This window comes from Halobacteriovorax sp. RZ-2 (assembly GCF_043196685.1).
GTDB lineage: Bacteria > Bdellovibrionota > Bacteriovoracia > Bacteriovoracales > Bacteriovoracaceae > Halobacteriovorax_A.
In genome coordinates this window covers 653,016-670,710 of the sequence record NZ_JBEBMR010000001.1, presented here as the reverse complement: position 1 = coordinate 670,710, position 17,695 = coordinate 653,016, and the positions used below count along the sequence as shown (strand labels likewise).

At 36.9% G+C, this 17,695-nt stretch carries 16 protein-coding genes; 6 read left to right on the top strand and 10 right to left on the bottom strand.

What is annotated here, in order from left to right; translation table 11 throughout:
• Positions 1–28: 28 nt before the first annotated feature.
• On the bottom strand, positions 29–631 hold the full coding sequence (locus ABMA78_RS03175; RefSeq protein WP_021266305.1) for a peroxiredoxin: 603 nt from the start codon (positions 629–631) through the stop codon (positions 29–31).
• 286 nt (positions 632–917) lie between these two features.
• Between ABMA78_RS03175 and ABMA78_RS03170 the strand changes: the two genes are divergently transcribed.
• From ABMA78_RS03170 to ABMA78_RS03155, 4 genes are all read left to right on the top strand, one after another.
• On the top strand, positions 918–1,529 hold the full coding sequence (locus ABMA78_RS03170) for an ATP-dependent Clp protease proteolytic subunit (protein WP_021266245.1): 612 nt from the start codon (positions 918–920) through the stop codon (positions 1,527–1,529).
• A gap of 40 nt (positions 1,530–1,569) precedes the next feature.
• Positions 1,570–2,880, top strand: a complete 1,311-nt coding sequence (gene clpX, locus ABMA78_RS03165; RefSeq protein ID WP_392856974.1) for an ATP-dependent Clp protease ATP-binding subunit ClpX — start codon at positions 1,570–1,572, stop codon at positions 2,878–2,880.
• 337 nt (positions 2,881–3,217) lie between these two features.
• Positions 3,218–5,626: an endopeptidase La gene (gene lon, locus ABMA78_RS03160; RefSeq protein WP_392856972.1), complete on the top strand. Its 2,409-nt coding sequence runs from the start codon at positions 3,218–3,220 to the stop codon at positions 5,624–5,626.
• Between the two features lie 128 nt (positions 5,627–5,754).
• Positions 5,755–5,979 carry a hypothetical protein gene (locus ABMA78_RS03155; RefSeq protein WP_392856970.1) on the top strand — a complete coding sequence of 75 codons (225 nt, stop codon included), beginning with the start codon at positions 5,755–5,757 and terminating at the stop codon, positions 5,977–5,979.
• 24 nt (positions 5,980–6,003) lie between these two features.
• Here ABMA78_RS03155 and asnB read toward each other — a convergent pair whose 3' ends face one another.
• A complete protein-coding gene (gene asnB, locus ABMA78_RS03150) occupies positions 6,004–7,584 on the bottom strand; it encodes an asparagine synthase B (RefSeq protein WP_392856968.1) in 1,581 nt (526 codons plus the stop codon).
• Positions 7,585–7,711: 127 nt separating this feature from the next.
• Here asnB and ABMA78_RS03145 point away from each other — a divergent pair, with 127 nt between their 5' ends.
• Complete coding sequence (locus tag ABMA78_RS03145) at positions 7,712–8,173, top strand: Lrp/AsnC ligand binding domain-containing protein (protein WP_392856966.1); 462 nt, start codon at positions 7,712–7,714, stop codon at positions 8,171–8,173.
• Here ABMA78_RS03145 and ABMA78_RS03140 read toward each other — a convergent pair.
• Positions 8,170–8,964, bottom strand: coding sequence for a sulfite exporter TauE/SafE family protein (locus ABMA78_RS03140; RefSeq protein ID WP_392856964.1), 795 nt, complete (start codon positions 8,962–8,964; stop codon positions 8,170–8,172). The genes ABMA78_RS03145 and ABMA78_RS03140 overlap by 4 nt on opposite strands.
• A 184-nt stretch (positions 8,965–9,148) precedes the next feature.
• Between ABMA78_RS03140 and ABMA78_RS03135 the strand changes: the two genes are divergently transcribed.
• Positions 9,149–12,619: a hypothetical protein gene (locus tag ABMA78_RS03135; RefSeq protein WP_392856962.1), complete on the top strand. Its 3,471-nt coding sequence runs from the start codon at positions 9,149–9,151 to the stop codon at positions 12,617–12,619.
• 12 nt (positions 12,620–12,631) lie between these two features.
• Here ABMA78_RS03135 and ABMA78_RS03130 read toward each other — a convergent pair whose 3' ends face one another.
• From ABMA78_RS03130 to ABMA78_RS03100, 7 genes are all read right to left on the bottom strand, one after another.
• Positions 12,632–13,213 carry a hypothetical protein gene (locus ABMA78_RS03130; RefSeq protein WP_392856960.1) on the bottom strand — a complete coding sequence of 194 codons (582 nt, stop codon included), beginning with the start codon at positions 13,211–13,213 and terminating at the stop codon, positions 12,632–12,634.
• Positions 13,214–13,222: 9 nt separating this feature from the next.
• The gene (locus tag ABMA78_RS03125) at positions 13,223–14,026 is read right to left on the bottom strand and encodes a hypothetical protein (protein WP_392856958.1); all 804 of its coding nucleotides are present in this window, start codon (positions 14,024–14,026) and stop codon (positions 13,223–13,225) included.
• Positions 14,027–14,179: 153 nt separating this feature from the next.
• The gene (locus tag ABMA78_RS03120; RefSeq protein ID WP_392856956.1) at positions 14,180–14,674 is read right to left on the bottom strand and encodes a hypothetical protein; all 495 of its coding nucleotides are present in this window, start codon (positions 14,672–14,674) and stop codon (positions 14,180–14,182) included.
• 255 nt (positions 14,675–14,929) lie between these two features.
• Entirely contained in the window at positions 14,930–15,490 is a 561-nt protein-coding gene (locus tag ABMA78_RS03115) for a hypothetical protein (protein WP_392856955.1), read from the bottom strand.
• A 1-nt stretch (position 15,491) separates the two neighbouring features.
• A complete protein-coding gene (locus tag ABMA78_RS03110) occupies positions 15,492–16,277 on the bottom strand; it encodes a helix-turn-helix domain-containing protein (protein ID WP_392856953.1) in 786 nt (261 codons plus the stop codon).
• A gap of 97 nt (positions 16,278–16,374) precedes the next feature.
• Positions 16,375–16,875: a hypothetical protein gene (locus tag ABMA78_RS03105; RefSeq protein ID WP_392856951.1), complete on the bottom strand. Its 501-nt coding sequence runs from the start codon at positions 16,873–16,875 to the stop codon at positions 16,375–16,377.
• Positions 16,876–17,116: 241 nt separating this feature from the next.
• Positions 17,117–17,611, bottom strand: a complete 495-nt coding sequence (locus ABMA78_RS03100; RefSeq protein ID WP_392856949.1) for a hypothetical protein — start codon at positions 17,609–17,611, stop codon at positions 17,117–17,119.
• Positions 17,612–17,695: the final 84 nt, after the last annotated feature.

The following is a 17,695-nucleotide window of genomic DNA, read 5'->3' as shown; positions in this document are numbered from 1 at the left end:
ATTAGAGGGCCTTCATATTTCTCGCTAATTATAGCTTGTTGAAATATTCTTGTGATCCTTTTGGATCTGGCTTCATTGTATCAGCACCTTTTGTCCAACCAGCAGGACAAACTTCTCCGTGCTTAGCTGTAAATTGGTAACCATCTACAAGTCTTGCAACTTCTTCAACATTTCTACCAACTGATAGGTTGTTGATTGAAACGTGTTGAACGATGTTGTTGTCATCGATGATATAAGTTGCTCTAAATGCAACGTCACCTGATGGCATAAGAGCACCGTATGACTTAGAAACTTCTTTTGTAAGGTCTTCTAGGATTGGGAAGTTGATATCACCAAGTCCACCTTCATTTCTTGACTGCTTAGTCCACGCTAGGTGAGAGAAAGCTGAATCAACAGAACAAGCGATAACTTCACAGTTAAGGTCTTTGAAAAGTTGAACTTTATCAGAAAATGCTGTGATTTCTGTTGGACATACAAATGTAAAGTCTAGTGGGTAAAAGAAAAGAACTTTCCACTTTCCTTTGAAGTCTGAAAGTGAAATTTCTTTGATTTCACCATTTACTACTGCGTTACCTTTGAATTCTGGTGCCGCTTTTGAAACTAATGATGTTGGGTAAACTGTTTCAGTCATAATATTCTCCTGTTTTCTGCGCGTATAACTATTGAATAGTTTATAAATTCTTGCGCTAAATTAAACCGCAGGGGTAGGGGAAATTCAAGACCTGCAATGTTAAAATTCGTTCATCTTTTTGTAAAATAGGGAAAAAGTAGAGTAAATAATTTCAGTTGCTTAAGCTGGAATTTAATCAGAAAATCGCAAATATTTATCTAAAGATATAGTCCCAACCCACCGAAATGCTGAATGTAATAGACAAATTAATTGGAAAAGAGTCCAAATATATATCTAGGGAGAAAAAATGATGGATCCAAAGGCACATATACCTAACCCAATTGTTATTGAGCAAACGGCAAGAGGTGAGAGACAATACGACATTTATTCAAGACTACTTCTTGATCGAATTGTATTCTTAGGTACACAAGTTAATGATACAGTTGCCAACCTACTTATTGCTCAGATGATGTTTCTAGAGCAGAGTAATCCAGAAGATCCAATCCATTTCTATATCAATTCACCAGGTGGAAGCGTTTATGCAGGACTTGGTATCTACGATATTATGCAACACGTATCTTGCCCAGTTTATACATACTGTGTAGGTCTTGCGGCATCAATGGGATCACTACTTCTGACTGCTGGAGAGAAGGGGCACCGTTACTCACTTCCGCACTCAAGAATCATGATTCACCAACCGCTTGGTGGAGCTCAAGGTCAGTGTTCTGATATTCAGATTCAGGCAAATGAAATTCAAACATTAAAAGACCAACTAAATGGTATCTATATTAAGCACTCGTCAGTTGATATGACGATGGAAAAAATTGTTGCAGCAACTGACCGCGACAATTACCTATCTCCACAAGATGCAATTGAGCTAGGTATTATTGATGGTGTTATTGAATCTAATAAGAAGTAAGATATAATTCTATTTTAGAATTAAAACTAAAGGACAATGAATGACTAAAAAAGATGGATCATACAATAGTTCACTTTCTTGTAACTTCTGTGGGAAGTCTCAAAAAGAAGTTAAAAAGCTAATTGCAGGACCTGGTGTTTATATCTGTGATGAGTGTATTGAATTGTGTAATGAAATCATTTATGAAGATACGGTTAAGTCTGTTTCTAAGGCCGCTCTTGATAATGTTCCAAAGCCACATGAGATTAAGCTACACCTTGACCAATATGTAATTGGACAAGATCGTGCGAAGAAGATTATCTCTGTAGCCGTTCATAATCACTATAAGAGAATTGCTCACGGTGATACGAAGAGAAAAGATGATTCAGTAGAACTTGCTAAGTCAAATATTCTACTAGCTGGGCCAACTGGTTCTGGTAAGACTCTTATCGCTCAATCACTAGCGAAGTTTCTAAACGTACCATTTGCAATTGCTGATGCGACTTCACTTACTGAAGCTGGTTACGTAGGGGAAGACGTTGAGAATATTATTCTTAATCTTCTTCAAGCATGTGACTACGACGTTGAAAGAGCTGAGCGAGGTATCGTTTATATTGATGAGATCGATAAGATTGCACGTAAGTCAGAAAACCCATCGATTACGAGAGACGTTTCTGGTGAAGGTGTACAGCAAGCACTTCTAAAACTAGTTGAAGGTACTGTTGCTTCTGTTCCTCCAAAAGGTGGACGTAAGCACCCTCAACAAGAGTTCATCCAAGTTAACACAAAGAATATTCTTTTCGTTGTTGCTGGTGCATTCGTAGGGCTTGATAAAATTATTGAAAAACGTATGACGAAGAGACCAATGGGACTTGTTGCAAAACAAACTGTTGATGCTGAAGAGTCTGTTATTCAAAAGCTTGGTGGTATTGAAGCAGAAGACTTAACAAAATTTGGATTAATTCCTGAATTTATCGGACGTCTTCCAGTAAACGCACTACTTGAAGAGTTAGATGAGGACGCACTTGTTTCAATTCTAACGGAACCAAAGAATGCGATTACGAAACAATATCAAAAACTATTTGAATTTGATGGTATCGAACTAGAATTCGAAGAAGAAGCTCTTAAAGCAATTGCTCAAACAGCTCTTACTAGAAAGACTGGTGCACGTGGACTTCGTGCCATTATCGAGCAAACAATGCTTGAAGTAATGTATGATGTTCCAGCAAATGATAAGGCAAACAAAGTTGTGATCACTGCTGCTTCAATTGCAGGTAAGGAATCACCTCGTGTTGAAGAAGGTCCAAGAAAAGAAACTAAGTCTTCAGCAAGCTCAACTTTAGAAGCTAAGAAAGATATCGAATCAGCTTAAGAGTTAATTATTTAAAAATTAATAAATAGGTTAACAGGGCCAGGCATTTTGCTTGGCCCTTGTTCGTTTAGGCGGTGTAGAAATTACACTACTTCTCAAATGTCAGATTTTTTTAGCTAAACAGTCTTCTCCAGTCGGATAACTTAAGTGCTTGTAAATATAGGCCTATGCACTGTGAATTTATTGAGGGGCATAAGATTCCGACCAAAAAAAGTTTCAAAATATTTATAGGTTCTTGATACAATTTATAAAAGGGTTAGAGATTAGACATGAAGTCTTCCCATCTTTACCTTTTCCCAGAATTTTTTTGACAAGTATTAATAGTGCAGGAGGTGCTATGTCAGACAAGAAGTCAACTGAGTCGAAGAGCCTACCGTTACTTCCGCTAAGAGACATGATTATTTTTCCACACATGGTTGTTCCACTATTTGTAGGAAGAGAGAAGTCAATCAACGCCCTTGAGGAAGCATCAAAAAATGGTAACGAGCTTTTTCTAGTTACACAAAAGGATGCGAGTATCCTAAACCCAGATCGTGAAGATGTTTACAATGTAGGAACTGTTGTAAATATTATTCAAATGCTACGTCTTCCAGATAATACAGTAAAAGTACTTATCGAAGGGAAGTACAGAGCTACAATCGAGGAATTTGAAGCAAGAACAGAAGGTTACTGGGCAGAAGTAACTAAGTGTGTTCCAGCTGTTCCTGAACAAGTAAAAATTGAAGCTACGGTAAGATCGATTAAAAATGTATTCGAACAATACGTTAAGCTTAATAAGAGAATTCCACCTGAATTACTTATGAGCATTTCATCAATCACTGATCCATCAAGATTAGCTGATATTATCGTTGCACACCTTTCAATGAAGATTCCTGAGAAGCAGGAAATTCTTGAAGCGGTAGATATTGAAGCACGTCTTCAACTTCTTCTTGAAAAAATGCAAGGAGAGATCGAGATCATTAACGTTGAGAGAAGAATCAGAACTCGCGTTAAGTCTCAAATGGAAAAATCTCAAAAAGAGTACTACTTAAATGAGCAAATGAACGCTATTCAAAAAGAGCTTGGACAAAAAGACGAGAAGTCTGAAGTACAAGAAATGGAAGAGCGTCTAGCTAAGAAAGTAATGCCTGAAGAAGCTGTTACTAAAGTACAAAAAGAGATTAAGAAACTTAAGTCAATGTCTCCAATGTCAGCTGAGTCTGCGGTTGTGAGAAACTATATTGATTGGATGCTTTCTCTACCATGGGGAGAGTATACAGAAGACAACAATGATGTAACTCATGCAAGAACAGTTCTTGATGATCATCACTTTGGAATGAAAGATGTTAAAGAAAGAATTCTTGAGTATCTTGCAGTAAGAAGTCTTGTTGGTTCAGAAGGAAAGGGAACGATCCTTTGTCTAGCAGGTCCTCCAGGTGTTGGTAAAACATCAATTTGTCAGTCGCTTGCTGAATCACTAGGAAGAAAGTTTGAAAGAGTTTCTCTTGGTGGTGTAAGAGATGAATCTGAAATCCGTGGTCACCGTCGTACATACGTAGGTGCAATGCCAGGGAAGATCATCACTGCACTTAAGAAAGCAGGGACATCAAATCCAGTTATCCTTTTAGATGAAATCGATAAGATGACATCTGATATGAGAGGGGATCCTGCAGCAGCAATGCTAGAGGTACTAGACCCAGCTCAAAATAAAAACTTCGGTGATCACTATATTGAAGTTGAGTACGATCTATCAAAAGTAATGTTTGTTATGACTGCAAACGACCTAGGACAAATTCCTGGGCCACTTAGAGATAGAATGGAGATCATTAACCTTGCAGGTTACACTCCAATCGAAAAAACTCAGATTGCTAAGAAGTACCTTGCACCACGTGCGTGGAAAGACAATGGACTAAACGATTACGAATACTCAATCTCTGATAATACAATCATGGAAGTTGTTCGTGGTTATACGAAAGAAGCTGGTGTTCGTGGACTTGAAAGACAGTTTAATACGATCGCTAGAAAGATTGCTACTGATGTTGTGACTAAGAATGTTGAGAAAGGTAAGAAGTTCTCAATCTCTTCAAAACAAGTTCAGAAGTATCTTGGTCCAGTGAAGTTTGATGATAATGTAATTGAGGAACAACCAGAAGTAGGATTAGTAAATGGTCTAGCATATACTTCAGTTGGTGGTTGTCTTCTACATATCGAAGTTATCGCAGTTCCTGGTAAGGGTGGTATCCAAATCACTGGTAAGCTAGGTGAGGTAATGACTGAATCTGCTAAAGCAGCAATGAGCTATGTTCGCTCAATCGCTGGCCGTCTTGGAATTGATCAAGAGTGGTTTGAGAAGCATGATATCCATATTCATGCACCTGAAGGGGCAACTCCAAAAGATGGCCCATCAGCAGGGATCACAATGGTTACAGCGATTACTTCAGCAATCTCTGGAATCCCTGTAAGGCAAGATGTTGCGATGACAGGTGAGGTGACAATTAGAGGACGTGTTCTTCCAATCGGTGGCCTAAAAGAGAAAATGCTAGCTGCTAAGCAAGCGGGAGTAAAAACTGTAGTTATTCCTGAAAAGAATAGAAAAGACCTTCTTGAGATCCCACCGGAAATCAAGCAAGGACTATCAATTCACCCTGTTTCACATGTTGAAGATGTACTGAAACTAGCTCTAAATTTAACAGAGCCAGAAAAGTTCATGCAGCATGTAGGGCTGAAGGTTATTGACTCTGGGAAAGGGATGGAAGTAGCTAACTAAGCTGCTTGCCTCCTATTAAAAAATTAATACTTGTTAAATCTGGCCCTGCATATGCGGGGCCTTTTTTATTTCAAGAGGTTATAAAATTATCAAATTATGGCGTATAATAGATGGAAATAGGAGTTGATATGTCCAAGAAGTTTCTAATTATTCCTTTAATACTAATGACAAGTAATGCATTCAGCTTACCTAAGAATTTTGGGTATCGTTCAAGGCTAAAGGCCTGCATCGACAAGGCCGTAAACTCTACTTGCGCCTATCAAGTAAAGGGTGAGTCTGTAAGTGGTGAGTGCCGTGAGGCAAAAAAAGGTAAGAGGCTCATTTGCGTTAATTTAGACAAACTTAATAAATAAAAACACCTCTTTCGAGGTGTTTTTTTATTTTCCAGATGCGCCGTAGTTAGGTAGTACTCGCGCCGATGGATCATCCACCTGACAGTTCTCCCATTCCTTATTAGGCATCCAAAAATCAGAAATAAGGCCGCTGAGCCCTGGAAAGTGTCCTTCAAAAAGATCACGATACATAAGAGACTCTTTCGTAAATGGAGTCGCATACGGATATTTTTCACTCGCTTTAGATAGCTCTTCTTCGCTATATTTCTCTTCTGCAAGTGCCTTAAGCCAATCAACCATATCGTGCCCAACAGCGTCTGAGAAGGCCGCTTTTTCACGCCATAGAATTTCATCGGGAAGATAACCACTATGATCAAAAGCTTTTCTAAGAAGGTATTTTCCTTCTCCTGACCAATTCATTTTAAGCTCTGGAGCAATTCCCATGACATACTCGATAAAGGCCTTATCACTAAAAGGCACACGCGCTTCAAGTGAGTGGGAGCTAATTGAGCGATCCGCTCTTAGAACATCATAGAGATATAATTCGTGAACACGTTTTTGTGCTTCCTTTTGAAACTCAAGAGGACTAGGGGCAAAGTCAGTGTACTTATAGCCAAAGAGCTCATCACTAACTTCACCAGTTAGTACTACTTTTACATCCGTTTTCTCACGAATATACTTACACACAAGAGACATTCCCATTGATGCCCTAATCGTTGTGATATCCCATGTTTCAAGCTTGTGAACAAGTTCTCCAAGGTGTTCAAATGCTTCTTCTTTCGTAAAGATGACTTCATGGTGTTCACTACCGAGGTAGTCAGCAACAATTCGTGCATATTTTAAGTCAATTGGATTTGTGTCAATTCCAACGGCAAATGTTTTGATAGGACGATCACTGAGCTTGGCCGCGATGGCACAGACAAGTGATGAATCAAGTCCACCTGAAAGAAGAAAGCCTACTGGTGCATCAGCATCAAGACGCTTTCTTACACCTTCAACTAGGTGATCGTGGATACCTTGGTAAACGGCATCTAAATCTTCTTTTACACGAGACTTAATTTTTCGAACATCGAAGTATGGAGTAAATTCGCCATCGGCATAGTAGTGCCCTGGTGGAAATGGTTCGATATCTTTACACAGACCTTGTAGGGCCTTTACTTCACTGGCAAAGGCAATCTTTCCATCTTCAAGTCCATATCCATAGAAGAGGGGACGAATACCAATTGGATCTCGTCCGGCGTAGTATTTGCCTTGGTGTTCAATAACAAAAGCAAATTCCCCATCAAGAGACATGAGAAGTTTTTCGATACCATAATCTTCAAAGATTGGAATCATAACTTCACAATCTGAATCTGATTTAAACTCATAGCGATCAATATAATCAGTTTTTAAAATACGGTGGTTGTAGATTTCGCCGTTGCAGACTAGGTGAGTTTGAGACTTTGAGATAAAAGGTTGAGAGCCGGCTTCACTTAGATCCATGATGGCCAGGCGGTGAAAGCCCATCGTTCCTTGCACTAATTGATGGATGGCCCTTTGATCTGGCCCGCGATGAGAGATAAGATCAAACTTCTCTTCAAACTCTTTTTCTTCAACTTTTCCGGTAAAAACACTAAATCCACACATAAAACCTCCATATTTTTAGTAATATTCGGCTTTTTTTGATAATTTCTCAATATTGAACACGTAAAACTATGAGTTATTTAATAAATAGCATAAAATGGTGACAGATTAATAATTTAAGGGGTGTGTTGTGGCCGATAACTACGAAATTGATAGTATTGATAAGAAGATCATCAAGCTTATGGAAAGGGATGCCCGTATGCCATTTCTTGAGATGGCCAGAAAAATAGGGGTTTCCGGTGGAACAATCCATCAGCGAGTTGAAAAACTAAGAGAGGCCGGAGTTATTGTTGGAAGTACTATTAAGGTAGACTACACAAAGCTTGGCCATAATGTTGTGGTTCTCTTGGGACTTCACCTTGTAAATGCTCGTGATATTCACAAAGTTATCGATAAACTCGAGAAGATGGATGAGATCGTTGAAGCTTATTATACAACTGGTGACTACGCTCTTATTGTGAAAATCATCGTTAAGGATATTAATCATTTTCACGAGTTTCTAATTGGAAAAATTCAAATGATTAAAGAGATTCAGTCGACGGAATCTTTTATCAGCCTAAAACAAGTCATAAATAAGAGTTTAAACGTTTAATGCCCTAAGTATGTAAGGGTCTTCTTTACTGCTATCCCAATTAATAGCAGAGCAAAAAGCTTCTTAAGTATAGCTTGATTGGCAACGCTTGAAATTCTTGCACCAAGTTTTGTAAAAAAGAAGCTTGCGATAGAAATTCCAAAGAAGGCCGGTAGGTAGATATATCCAAGCGAATACTCTGGCGTGACCTTACCTAGGCCATTATAAACATAGAATGAACTACTAAAAAGTGCGATAGGTATTCCGAGAGAAGCAGAAATGGCCACAGCATTCTTCATCTGATAACCACGCCATGTAAGAAACGGAACACTAATAGTTCCCCCACCAATCCCAAGAATTGATGACTTTAGGCCAATGATAAAACCTGTGAAATTAAATAATAGGCTAGAAGTATCTTTTGGCTCTTCGACCTTAGATTTGTAAAAAATCATCTTTAAAGAAACGAGATAGAGATAACAAATAAAGATAAACTCGAGAGTTTGTGCCTCAACAATATTAACGAGGTAGGCACCAGCACTTATTCCAATAATCATTGGGATTAAGAATCTCTTTGTTATGTCAAAGAGAAGATTTCCCATGTTGTAATGCCTTAGAGTTGAAGCGCTTGCGGTAATAACAATTGTTGCAAGGGAAGTCCCTAGGGCCATATACATTCTAATATCTGGTGAGAATCCTTGTTTTTGAAATAAGAATAATAGAGTTGGAACAATGACAACTCCTCCTCCGATACCAAAAAGGCCAGAGAGTGTCCCAACGAATGCACCAACAAGTAAGTATAGTAAGAAAATCATGCTACCAATATGCACCCATAAATGAGCTAAGACAAGAAGTATACTTGTTCATTATTGTCAGAAATCGCTCCAAAATTATTGATTATTCGAGGGATATTTTTACTTAGGTCTGCGTCAACGCAAAAGTTGCCACATGCTTATTTTAAAGGCTTTTAATGAGAAAATAGAGGTTAGTGAGGACCTTATGAATCTATTTAAAAGTAAAACAAAAAAGAACCTATCTGAAACAAACTCTATCGTCGACATTGAAGCGACTCAGGCCAACCTAGATCTGAAAATTAGTGATGAAAGAAAACTAATTGGAGAGTACGAAGAGATAAATAAATCTCTAAGAAAAGAAGTTGAGCTACAAAAGATTAAGCTTCAAAAAACAGAAGTTGAGTTGAAGAGACTACAAAGCACTCTAACTGATGAGCATGCAGATAAGGAAATTCTTGAAAAAAGAATCGAAAAGATTCAGCAGCTAAATAGTGAACAAGAGGGACACCTAAAGGAATTGTTAGAAGAAAAGCAATTAGTTATAAGCTCTATTGTCCAGCTGAAAAAACAAGTTGAAGAGATTAACAATTCACATCGTTCAAACTTAGATGAATTAGGTCGCATCAGAGTTGAGCTAGGTAATTTAAAAGGTGAAGAACTCTCACTTAAGAATAAGGCTTCTGTTTTAAATGGGGATAAGGCATTTGATTTAGATACACGCTCTCACTTAAAAGTAGAAATAGAAGAAACTAAAAAGAGAATCTCTAAGTTAAGATTAGTAATTGAAGAAGATAATAATACGATTAGAAAATGTGATGCAAATATCGTCGAACTTGAAAATGAAAGACTTAAGTTAGATGCTGAAATTTCTAAGCTTATTGAAAAAACACAAGAAGTTGTCGAAAAAAAGCATAGTGAAAATAAAAAGTTAGAAAAGCTAACGTTAAAAGTTCAAGATGTAAGAAGTGAAAAGCTGAATTTAGAAAAGGACCTCGAGTTACAACTTTTAGATTTAAAGGTTGTTGCTTCAAAACAGGCCAAGCTAAATCAAGATATTATTGCAGTTGAAACATCAATTAAGAAGCTAGAAAGAGAGTCAGAATCACTACGTTCACAAGAGATGAGTGAGCTTGAAATTGTATCTGGACTTGAATCTGAAATCTCTTCAAGAGAGAAGAAAAAGCAGGAGCTATTACAAGATATTCAACTTCTGAAAGTAGAGTCTCAAAATTTTAAAGATAAGATTGAAGAAAACACTATTAAGTCTGAGCAATTAGAAAAACAAATCAGTGAACTTAAAGAAACAGAGAGTATTTCACTTATTGAGATTGATCGTCTCGATAGAGAATATAAGAAAACTAAGAGAGAGCATGATATTGTCTTAGCTCAATCTCTTACACTCGAAAAAAGTGTACAAGACTATCAAAGTGAAGTTGATAGACTCGATTCAAGTGTTGAAGAACTTCTAACAAAGAAGCATAAGGCGATTTTAAATAACGAAAATCGTGAGACAAAAATATCTTCTCTACAAAATCAAATTGAAGAGGGAAGTAGTCGCATTAGTGAAATTCGACTTGAAATACAAGATTTAAAAGGCCGTGATGTCGAAGCAAGGCAAACTCTAATTGATCTAGGATTAGAGCAAAAGAATGTTGAGTACCAAAAGCAGGCCCTTCAAGATCAAGCTGAAAACCTAAGAAAGAGTATTGAATTACTAAATAATAAAATTGAAAAGTCGCAAGCTGCATATGAATTATTAAATTCTGATTGTGAGTCTCAAAATAACTTAATCAAGCAATTAGCAGACGATGAAAATGCTTTAAGTGATACTAATAATGAGTTACTTGTGAAGATTGGAAGTCTAAAGGGACGCATCCAAATTGGTGACAATCGTATTGAAGTCAAAGGTCTTGAGATTGAAGAACTTGCTAAAGAGAATCAACGTCTTAACAATATTTCAGAGAGTCTATGTGATAAATTGAATAAGACTGTTCGTATGATCGAATCTTTAGATGCAAAGATTTCAACATTTGAAAGTCAAATTAAGGCACTCGATTTTGAAATCAATACCAACCAGGTTTCTTATGATGAGGCCCTCGTTAAAATTAAGGAAATGGACTCAAAAACCCTTAATCTCAAGGATAAAGTTCTACGTAAGTCGGATGAGCTTAAGAGCATAACTTCTCTTCGTAAGAGATTTGAAAGACTTGCTAATAAAAAGATTTCTTCTGTTGAAAGCATGAAGGTTGAGCTGAGTGAATTGAATGAGGGGATTGAATCTGAATCAAAACTTTATACAACAACTCTTTCTAGAAAGAGGGAACTTGACGACGAGCTAACTTCTTTAAATCTTGAGGTATCACAAAGACAAGAAAAGTCTAATAAGCTTCAATCTGAAATTTCTTCTATTGAAGCGATGATAGAAAGTGATGAAAAGACAATTCTACAGTTAGAAGATTCAATTATTAATCAGGGAGAGGTCCTTGAGAGATTAGAAAGCTCTCGTTTAAGCCTACTAGAACAACATAAGGATCTAAATAATCAACAAATCGTTAGTAACGAAGAGCTTACTAAGGTTGAGAATGATTGTTATTCTCTTAGAGTCTCACTTGCTGACCTTGAAAAAGAAATCAATGAAATTGAAGCAAATTTAGAGGCCAATATTCTTCGTAAAGTTCAACTCAATGAAGAAGCAAAGAAATTAGAAAACGATACTAGAATTGCTAAGGCCGATATTGTTAAGTTAAATAATGAAATCGAGCAAAGTGTTAGTGAGTTAAAGGCAGTTGAAGAAACTCATAAAGAGAAGCTAGAACTCTTACAAGTTGAACTTGCTGAAAAGGAGCTCGTTTCTAAAGAGCATCTAACTCGCCAGAATAAACTTTCTGAAGCAAAGAATCTATTAAGCTCTGTTGAAACTGAATTAAACGGAGTTCTTTCAGAAAAAGAACTTCTTAAGACAGGAATTAATAATTCGACGAAATTAAAAGGTGAGCTACTTCTTAGAAAGGATGAATTAGCGCAAGAGATCTCTAGTATGAAAGATGCAAATAGAGAAAGTCGCCATATCCTTTCTGGCCTATCTCTTGAAATCTCTAGCTTAAAAAATGAGTGTAGCCAGCTTGAAATTAGTTATAATGAAGAGTTAGAGAAGTCTAAGTCAATCGTTAGCTCTATTGATATACTAAGAAATCAAGCAAGAGATCTAAAAACGAAGCAAATTAATGAGCAAAAGCAATTAGATACATTAAAGCATAATGTTCAACCTGCTGTTGATGAATTGGCCTATGTGGAAAGACAGGTCGAAGCGGGGACTCTTTTAAATAAATTAGAAGTTGCTCTATCTCGTGTTGAGTTTGATGCAAATCTTCATGCTGAAGATGATGCTCTCATTCTTATTCGCGATGAGAATATCCTATTTAATGTTTCGAACTATCTCGAATCTCTACCATTTGTTTTTTCAAAGATAGACGAGGTTAATATCAATTTAACATCTGAAGAGGCCATCGCTATTGCTGCTCGTGGTGAATTACGTTGTGATACTGAGTTAACGAAAGAACTATTAAGAGACAATGTAAAAGGGAAGTTTAAAAAAGGGCTTCGATTTAAAATTTCTAATGGCCAGATTAAGGTCGAAATTTTAACGAAAGAAAAAAGCCTAGGCGCAAGGGCCTAGGCTTAACACACACTATCGACAATAAGGGATATCATATTTTTTTGTGAATATCTCTTTGTATTCTCTGCCACCACGTCTTCCGTTGCGGCTAACTTCTTTTTTAAGTGCGATCTCCGGAGTTGGATTTTGTCGATATACTGTTTTCACCATTCGACAATTTCTATCCTTTCTTCCGTAGCAAACCTTTTCTTCTTTTTCTACTTCAAGAGGATAAGAAAGAATTTCTGAACCAACGATAATATCCTTGTAGCGTTCACTCTCTTTACTTCCCCCAAGCCAAACTCTTTTATATACTGGATATTCAGAAATTGATTGGATCTTGTCATTATTAATACAGACATCAAATACAGAAATATTTCTTCCAACAAAGGCAATATCGCCATATAGATTAAGATCGTAGTTCTTCTTCACATACTTTCTAATCGTCTTCCAGTCGTACTGCTTTAATTCTGTGAGATCATCGACACCACCGACAATTCCACCAGTACCGGCATCAACGCCACCATTATTTCTCGTTAATGCACTAATCCCACCTGTTCCTGCGATCGTGTTTAATGCAAATCCAAGAAATAAAATTGCAATTATTGATTTCATTATAAAACCTTATTCCTTTCTCATTGTGTCAGTGGCCATGAATGTGAATGTTTTAATATCACCTAACATGCCTTCTTTTTTAGTTACTTCAATCTTTTTGTAAAATGCTTCTTGGTCAATTTTAAGCCATGCTCGATAGCCTTCTGGACTTAGTCCTTCTGCATAGAATGCAATTAGGTTTTTTTCGGCCAGATCAACATCTTGAGTTTTTACATATTTTTCAACTAAGTTAAGTCCAAGTCTTTTGACAAGTTTTGGAGAAAACTCAATTTGTTTGTCACCAGTTGTGTACATATTTGTCTTAGTTAGCTTAAGTACGCCAAGATCTAGCATGCGATCAGCAGTTTCTGCTCCACTCATTCCATAACGATATTGAATATATTCATTCGTAATAGGGGACATTGAAGCAAGACAGTAAATCTCTGCAAAAACCTTATCGTAGAACATTTCCTTATTAGCTTCTTCGCAATATTCAAGATTTCCAGCTGTTGAAACAGGAGATTTCTTTTGAATTTCACTTGCTACTTTTTCAGGAAGGTTCTTTAAAAGGAGGCCACCATTTGGGCTATCAATTAAGCAAGTATATAGTCTTACAAGAGTTTGATAACCTGGCCTATTTTCTTGAGCTAATAGACGCTTTAGCGTTCTTTGGTGAATACCGGACTTTTCTGAAAGCTTACGAAGACCAATAGATTCACTTCTAAATTGCTTTAGATGTGATCTTAAATCTAGAGCAACTTGCTCCTTGAGTCCTAGTGAAGGAATGGCCTTCTCTTGCAACTCATTGATTATATTGGAGTTTTCTTCTCTCATTGTGCCTCAGTAGTTTTGGCGATCTTACCACTTTTCATAATTTTATTCATTTAAGCAGTAAAAATTACAAAGGCCGAAGCAGTGCCTCGGCCATTCGTTTATTAAAGCAAGCGCCCCTTAGGGAAAGGCGCTTACCTAGGCCCTAGCTTATAATTAGTTACAAGCTGGGATTTCGAAAGTTTTTGCGAAAAGTTCAACTTTTTTGTCATCTTTGTCACGACCAGCAACACGAGTGATCTTTGAAACAGTGATATCTCTAACAACTGGTTGAGTTTCCATTTTTGTTACTGTTCTACAGTTTCTGTCTTCTTTACCAAAACAGATTTTTCTTGTTACTTCTCTTGAGATAGGGAATGTTAGGTACTCATAACCAACTACGATATCTTCGTATCTGTCACCTTCTTTGCTTCCACCGATCCACTTTCTTTCGTAGATTGGGTATTGACCTAGAGTATTGAAGTTGTCACCATCAACACATACGTCAAATGCAGTAACGATACGACCAACAAATACTGAGTATCCTGAAGAGATTTCTAGGCTTGGGTTAGCTTTAACTTCAGCTCTGATTGTATCCCATGAATCGTTTGCAGATAGTGCAAAAGATGAAACGCTTAGTAGTGCAGCAGCAAGTGCGATAATTTTTTTCATAATTTCCTCCAAATTGTTTGTTATCAAAAAATTGATTTATCAATTTCAATATTTTTTAAGTTGTTTTGATGAAATGAAATTAATTTGATTGATATGAGGTGACAAATTTTTGCAAGTAGATAGGTTTTTTTGTTCGACATTGTCCATTTTAATGGGATTTGTCATGACAAATGGACAAATACATTGAGGTTTATCAATCTCTCATAAAACAAGAAGGGCCGCTAATGCGGCCCTCTTATTTATTTAATCTGAATTTTATTGGCAGTATGGAATGATATATTCCTTTCTGAAATAGTCTTGTTCGACCTCTCTTGGTCGATCGCTATTTGGCTTATAAACAACGACTTTCTTAACTTTTACGTTTTTAATTGTCTCTGTTGATACATCTTTCTTAACTTCACGGCAGCGCTTCCCATGGTTATTACATACCTTGTCGCGAGTTGTGTAGTTAATCGGATAGCTTAAGTATTCATTTCCGATTAAAACATCTTTATATCCGTCTTCATCAGTTCCGAAATGTGTTTTTCCAACGTACATTCGTTTATACTTAGGAAACTTTCTTGTTGTTCTTAATGTGTCGCCATCAATACAAGTATCAAAAACGCTTACTGGTCTTGAAACAAAAACTGTACGACCCTCAAGTTTAACGTCGTTATTTCTCTTAGCTACATCGAGAATTTTTTGCCAAGAGGTTTGAGGCCCAAGCTTCGAGAAGTCGTCTTTAGTTGGCTTAGGGCCACCTGAAACGCCTCCAACTCCCGCATAAATTGAAAGAGTCGAAACTATAGCGATTAATTTCTTTATCTTATTCTTCATTTTATTTCTCATTCAAAGTGTCCGTTACCATAAAGGTAAAGGCCCTCTTTGTTCCTTTTGATTTGTCTTCATTTGCTATTGCAATTTTTTCTTCAAATGCTTTTGCATCTACTTGTAGCCAGCGGTCATAGGCTTCTTCACTTAGACCTTCAGCAAAAAAGGCGATGATATTTTCACCATATGACTCAGCATTTTGTACCTTACTATATTTTTCAACAAGTGATAGGCCCAGACGTTTTAAGGTCTTAGCACTAAAATTAGCTTGGTTCTCTCCAAGGGTATAGTGACCACTTTTCGTGACTCTAAGGGCCTTCATTTCAATCATCTTTTCCACCGTTAGCATGCCACTCATTCCGTAACGATATTGGATTAATTCGTTAGTTATAGGTGCACAGGCCGCTAGGATGTAAATCTCTGCAAAGGTACGATCGTAGCTCATCTGAGTTTCGATATCTTGATGATATTGTATCTTTTCTGAGATCTTATTTGGATTGCACTTCTTTATTTCATTTCGAATGACTTCTGGGACAAGTTCTAGGAGTAGAGACTCGTTACTTGTATTAAAAATGACTCGATAGATTTTATAAAGTGTTTGATATGTAGGCTTATTCTCTTTGGCCAGGATTCGATAAAGTGTTCTTTCACTAACTCCTGTTTTCTCAGATAAAAGTCTTACCCCAATTTTTACGCTCTTATACTCATCTAGCTTTTTTGCTAGGTCTAAGCTTACTTGCTCAATCGGCCCGAGGGGTGTTTGAGATAGTTGGGGAGTGTTCATTTTATCCATAGATGGCTTGAATAGCATGAGTAGATGCCGTTATCTACTCATACTATAAAAAGTATAGCTTAAGTACCTTAGGGAAATACTTAAGCTATTGAATTTATTAGTTACAAGCTGGGATTACGTATTCTTTCTTGAAAAGAGTCTTTTCAATTGTACGATCGTTCTTACCAACGTTTCTTCTAACAACTTCTTTTACAGATACGTTCTTAGTAAGGTCTTGGTTAACTGTATAAGCAACTCTTTTACAGTTTTTGTCTTGGCTGTTACATACTTGCTTGTATGAAGTATAAGTAGTTGGGAAAGAAAGGATTTCGTAACCAACGATTACTGATGCATATCCATCTTCGTCAGCTTCTGGGTGAGTCTTTCCAACTTTAACGATTTCGTAGATTGGGAATTCTCTAGTAGTAACAAATTGGTCACCATCTAGACATACGTCAAATGAGCTTACTGGACGACCAACAAATACAGTTGTTCCAGAAAGTGATAGATCGTAATCAGCAGCAACTTCAGCTTTGATTGTGTCCCATGAGTCGTTTGCAGATAGTGCAAAAGATGAAACGCTTAGTAGTGCAGCAGCAAGTGCGATAATTTTTTTCATAAATTCCTCCGGTTTATTAGACATTCAGTTTTAGTTTGAAGCCTTTATTTAATTAAGTTGTTTTGATGTAGAGGTTATATTTTTGACGAAAGAAGATGTCTAAAAAACACAAAGGATATTTATTTTTTCTGTGACAACGGCAGTAAAGTGGAGGATTTTAGCTGTCATCGAGGTAAAGATGACAGTAGAAAAAGAAAAGGCCGAGCATAAACTCGGCCTCAACTTTTATATGTACTTGATATTAGTTACAAGCTGGGATTTCGAATGACTTAGCGAAAAGTACTTCAACTTTGTCATCGTGATCACGTCCACCACGACGAGTAACTTCTGAAACTGTGATATCTCTAACAACTGGTTGAGTTTCCATTTCTGTTACTGTTTTACAGTTTCTGTCTTCTTTACCGTGACAAACTTTTCTTGTTACTTCTCTTGAGATTGGGAAAGTTAGTGTTTCGTAACCAACAACGATATCTTCGTATCTGTCACCATCACGGCTTCCACCGATCCACTTTCTTTCGTAAATTGGGTATTGGCTAAGAGTTACAAAGTTTTCACCTTCAACACATACATCAAATGCTGAAACGATACGTCCAACGAATACAGAGTAACCAGAAGTGATTTGAAGCTTGTGATTAGCTTTAACTTCAGCTCTGATTGTATCCCATGAATCATTTGCAGATAGTGCAAAAGATGAAACGCTTAGTAGTGCAGCAGCAAGTGCGATAATTTTTTTCATAAATTCCTCCGGTTTGTTTTGTTATCAAAAATTGATTTATCAATTTCTATATTTTTTAGTTGTTTTGATGAGGAAAAATTAATC

Coding starts and splice junctions, on each gene's coding strand:
- ABMA78_RS03135 (WP_392856962.1), top strand. CDS start 9,149: ATGAATCTATTTAAAAGTAAAACAAAAAAGAACCTATCTGAAACAAAC.
- ABMA78_RS03130 (WP_392856960.1), bottom strand. CDS start 13,213: ATGAAATCAATAATTGCAATTTTATTTCTTGGATTTGCATTAAACACG.
- ABMA78_RS03115 (WP_392856955.1), bottom strand. CDS start 15,490: ATGAAGAATAAGATAAAGAAATTAATCGCTATAGTTTCGACTCTTTCA.
- clpX (WP_392856974.1), top strand. CDS start 1,570: ATGACTAAAAAAGATGGATCATACAATAGTTCACTTTCTTGTAACTTC.
- ABMA78_RS03120 (WP_392856956.1), bottom strand. CDS start 14,674: ATGAAAAAAATTATCGCACTTGCTGCTGCACTACTAAGCGTTTCATCT.
- ABMA78_RS03155 (WP_392856970.1), top strand. CDS start 5,755: ATGTCCAAGAAGTTTCTAATTATTCCTTTAATACTAATGACAAGTAAT.
- ABMA78_RS03140 (WP_392856964.1), bottom strand. CDS start 8,964: ATGATTTTCTTACTATACTTACTTGTTGGTGCATTCGTTGGGACACTC.
- ABMA78_RS03125 (WP_392856958.1), bottom strand. CDS start 14,026: ATGAGAGAAGAAAACTCCAATATAATCAATGAGTTGCAAGAGAAGGCC.
- lon (WP_392856972.1), top strand. CDS start 3,218: ATGTCAGACAAGAAGTCAACTGAGTCGAAGAGCCTACCGTTACTTCCG.
- ABMA78_RS03170 (WP_021266245.1), top strand. CDS start 918: ATGATGGATCCAAAGGCACATATACCTAACCCAATTGTTATTGAGCAA.
- ABMA78_RS03175 (WP_021266305.1), bottom strand. CDS start 631: ATGACTGAAACAGTTTACCCAACATCATTAGTTTCAAAAGCGGCACCA.
- ABMA78_RS03100 (WP_392856949.1), bottom strand. CDS start 17,611: ATGAAAAAAATTATCGCACTTGCTGCTGCACTACTAAGCGTTTCATCT.
- ABMA78_RS03105 (WP_392856951.1), bottom strand. CDS start 16,875: ATGAAAAAAATTATCGCACTTGCTGCTGCACTACTAAGCGTTTCATCT.
- ABMA78_RS03110 (WP_392856953.1), bottom strand. CDS start 16,277: ATGGATAAAATGAACACTCCCCAACTATCTCAAACACCCCTCGGGCCG.
- asnB (WP_392856968.1), bottom strand. CDS start 7,584: ATGTGTGGATTTAGTGTTTTTACCGGAAAAGTTGAAGAAAAAGAGTTT.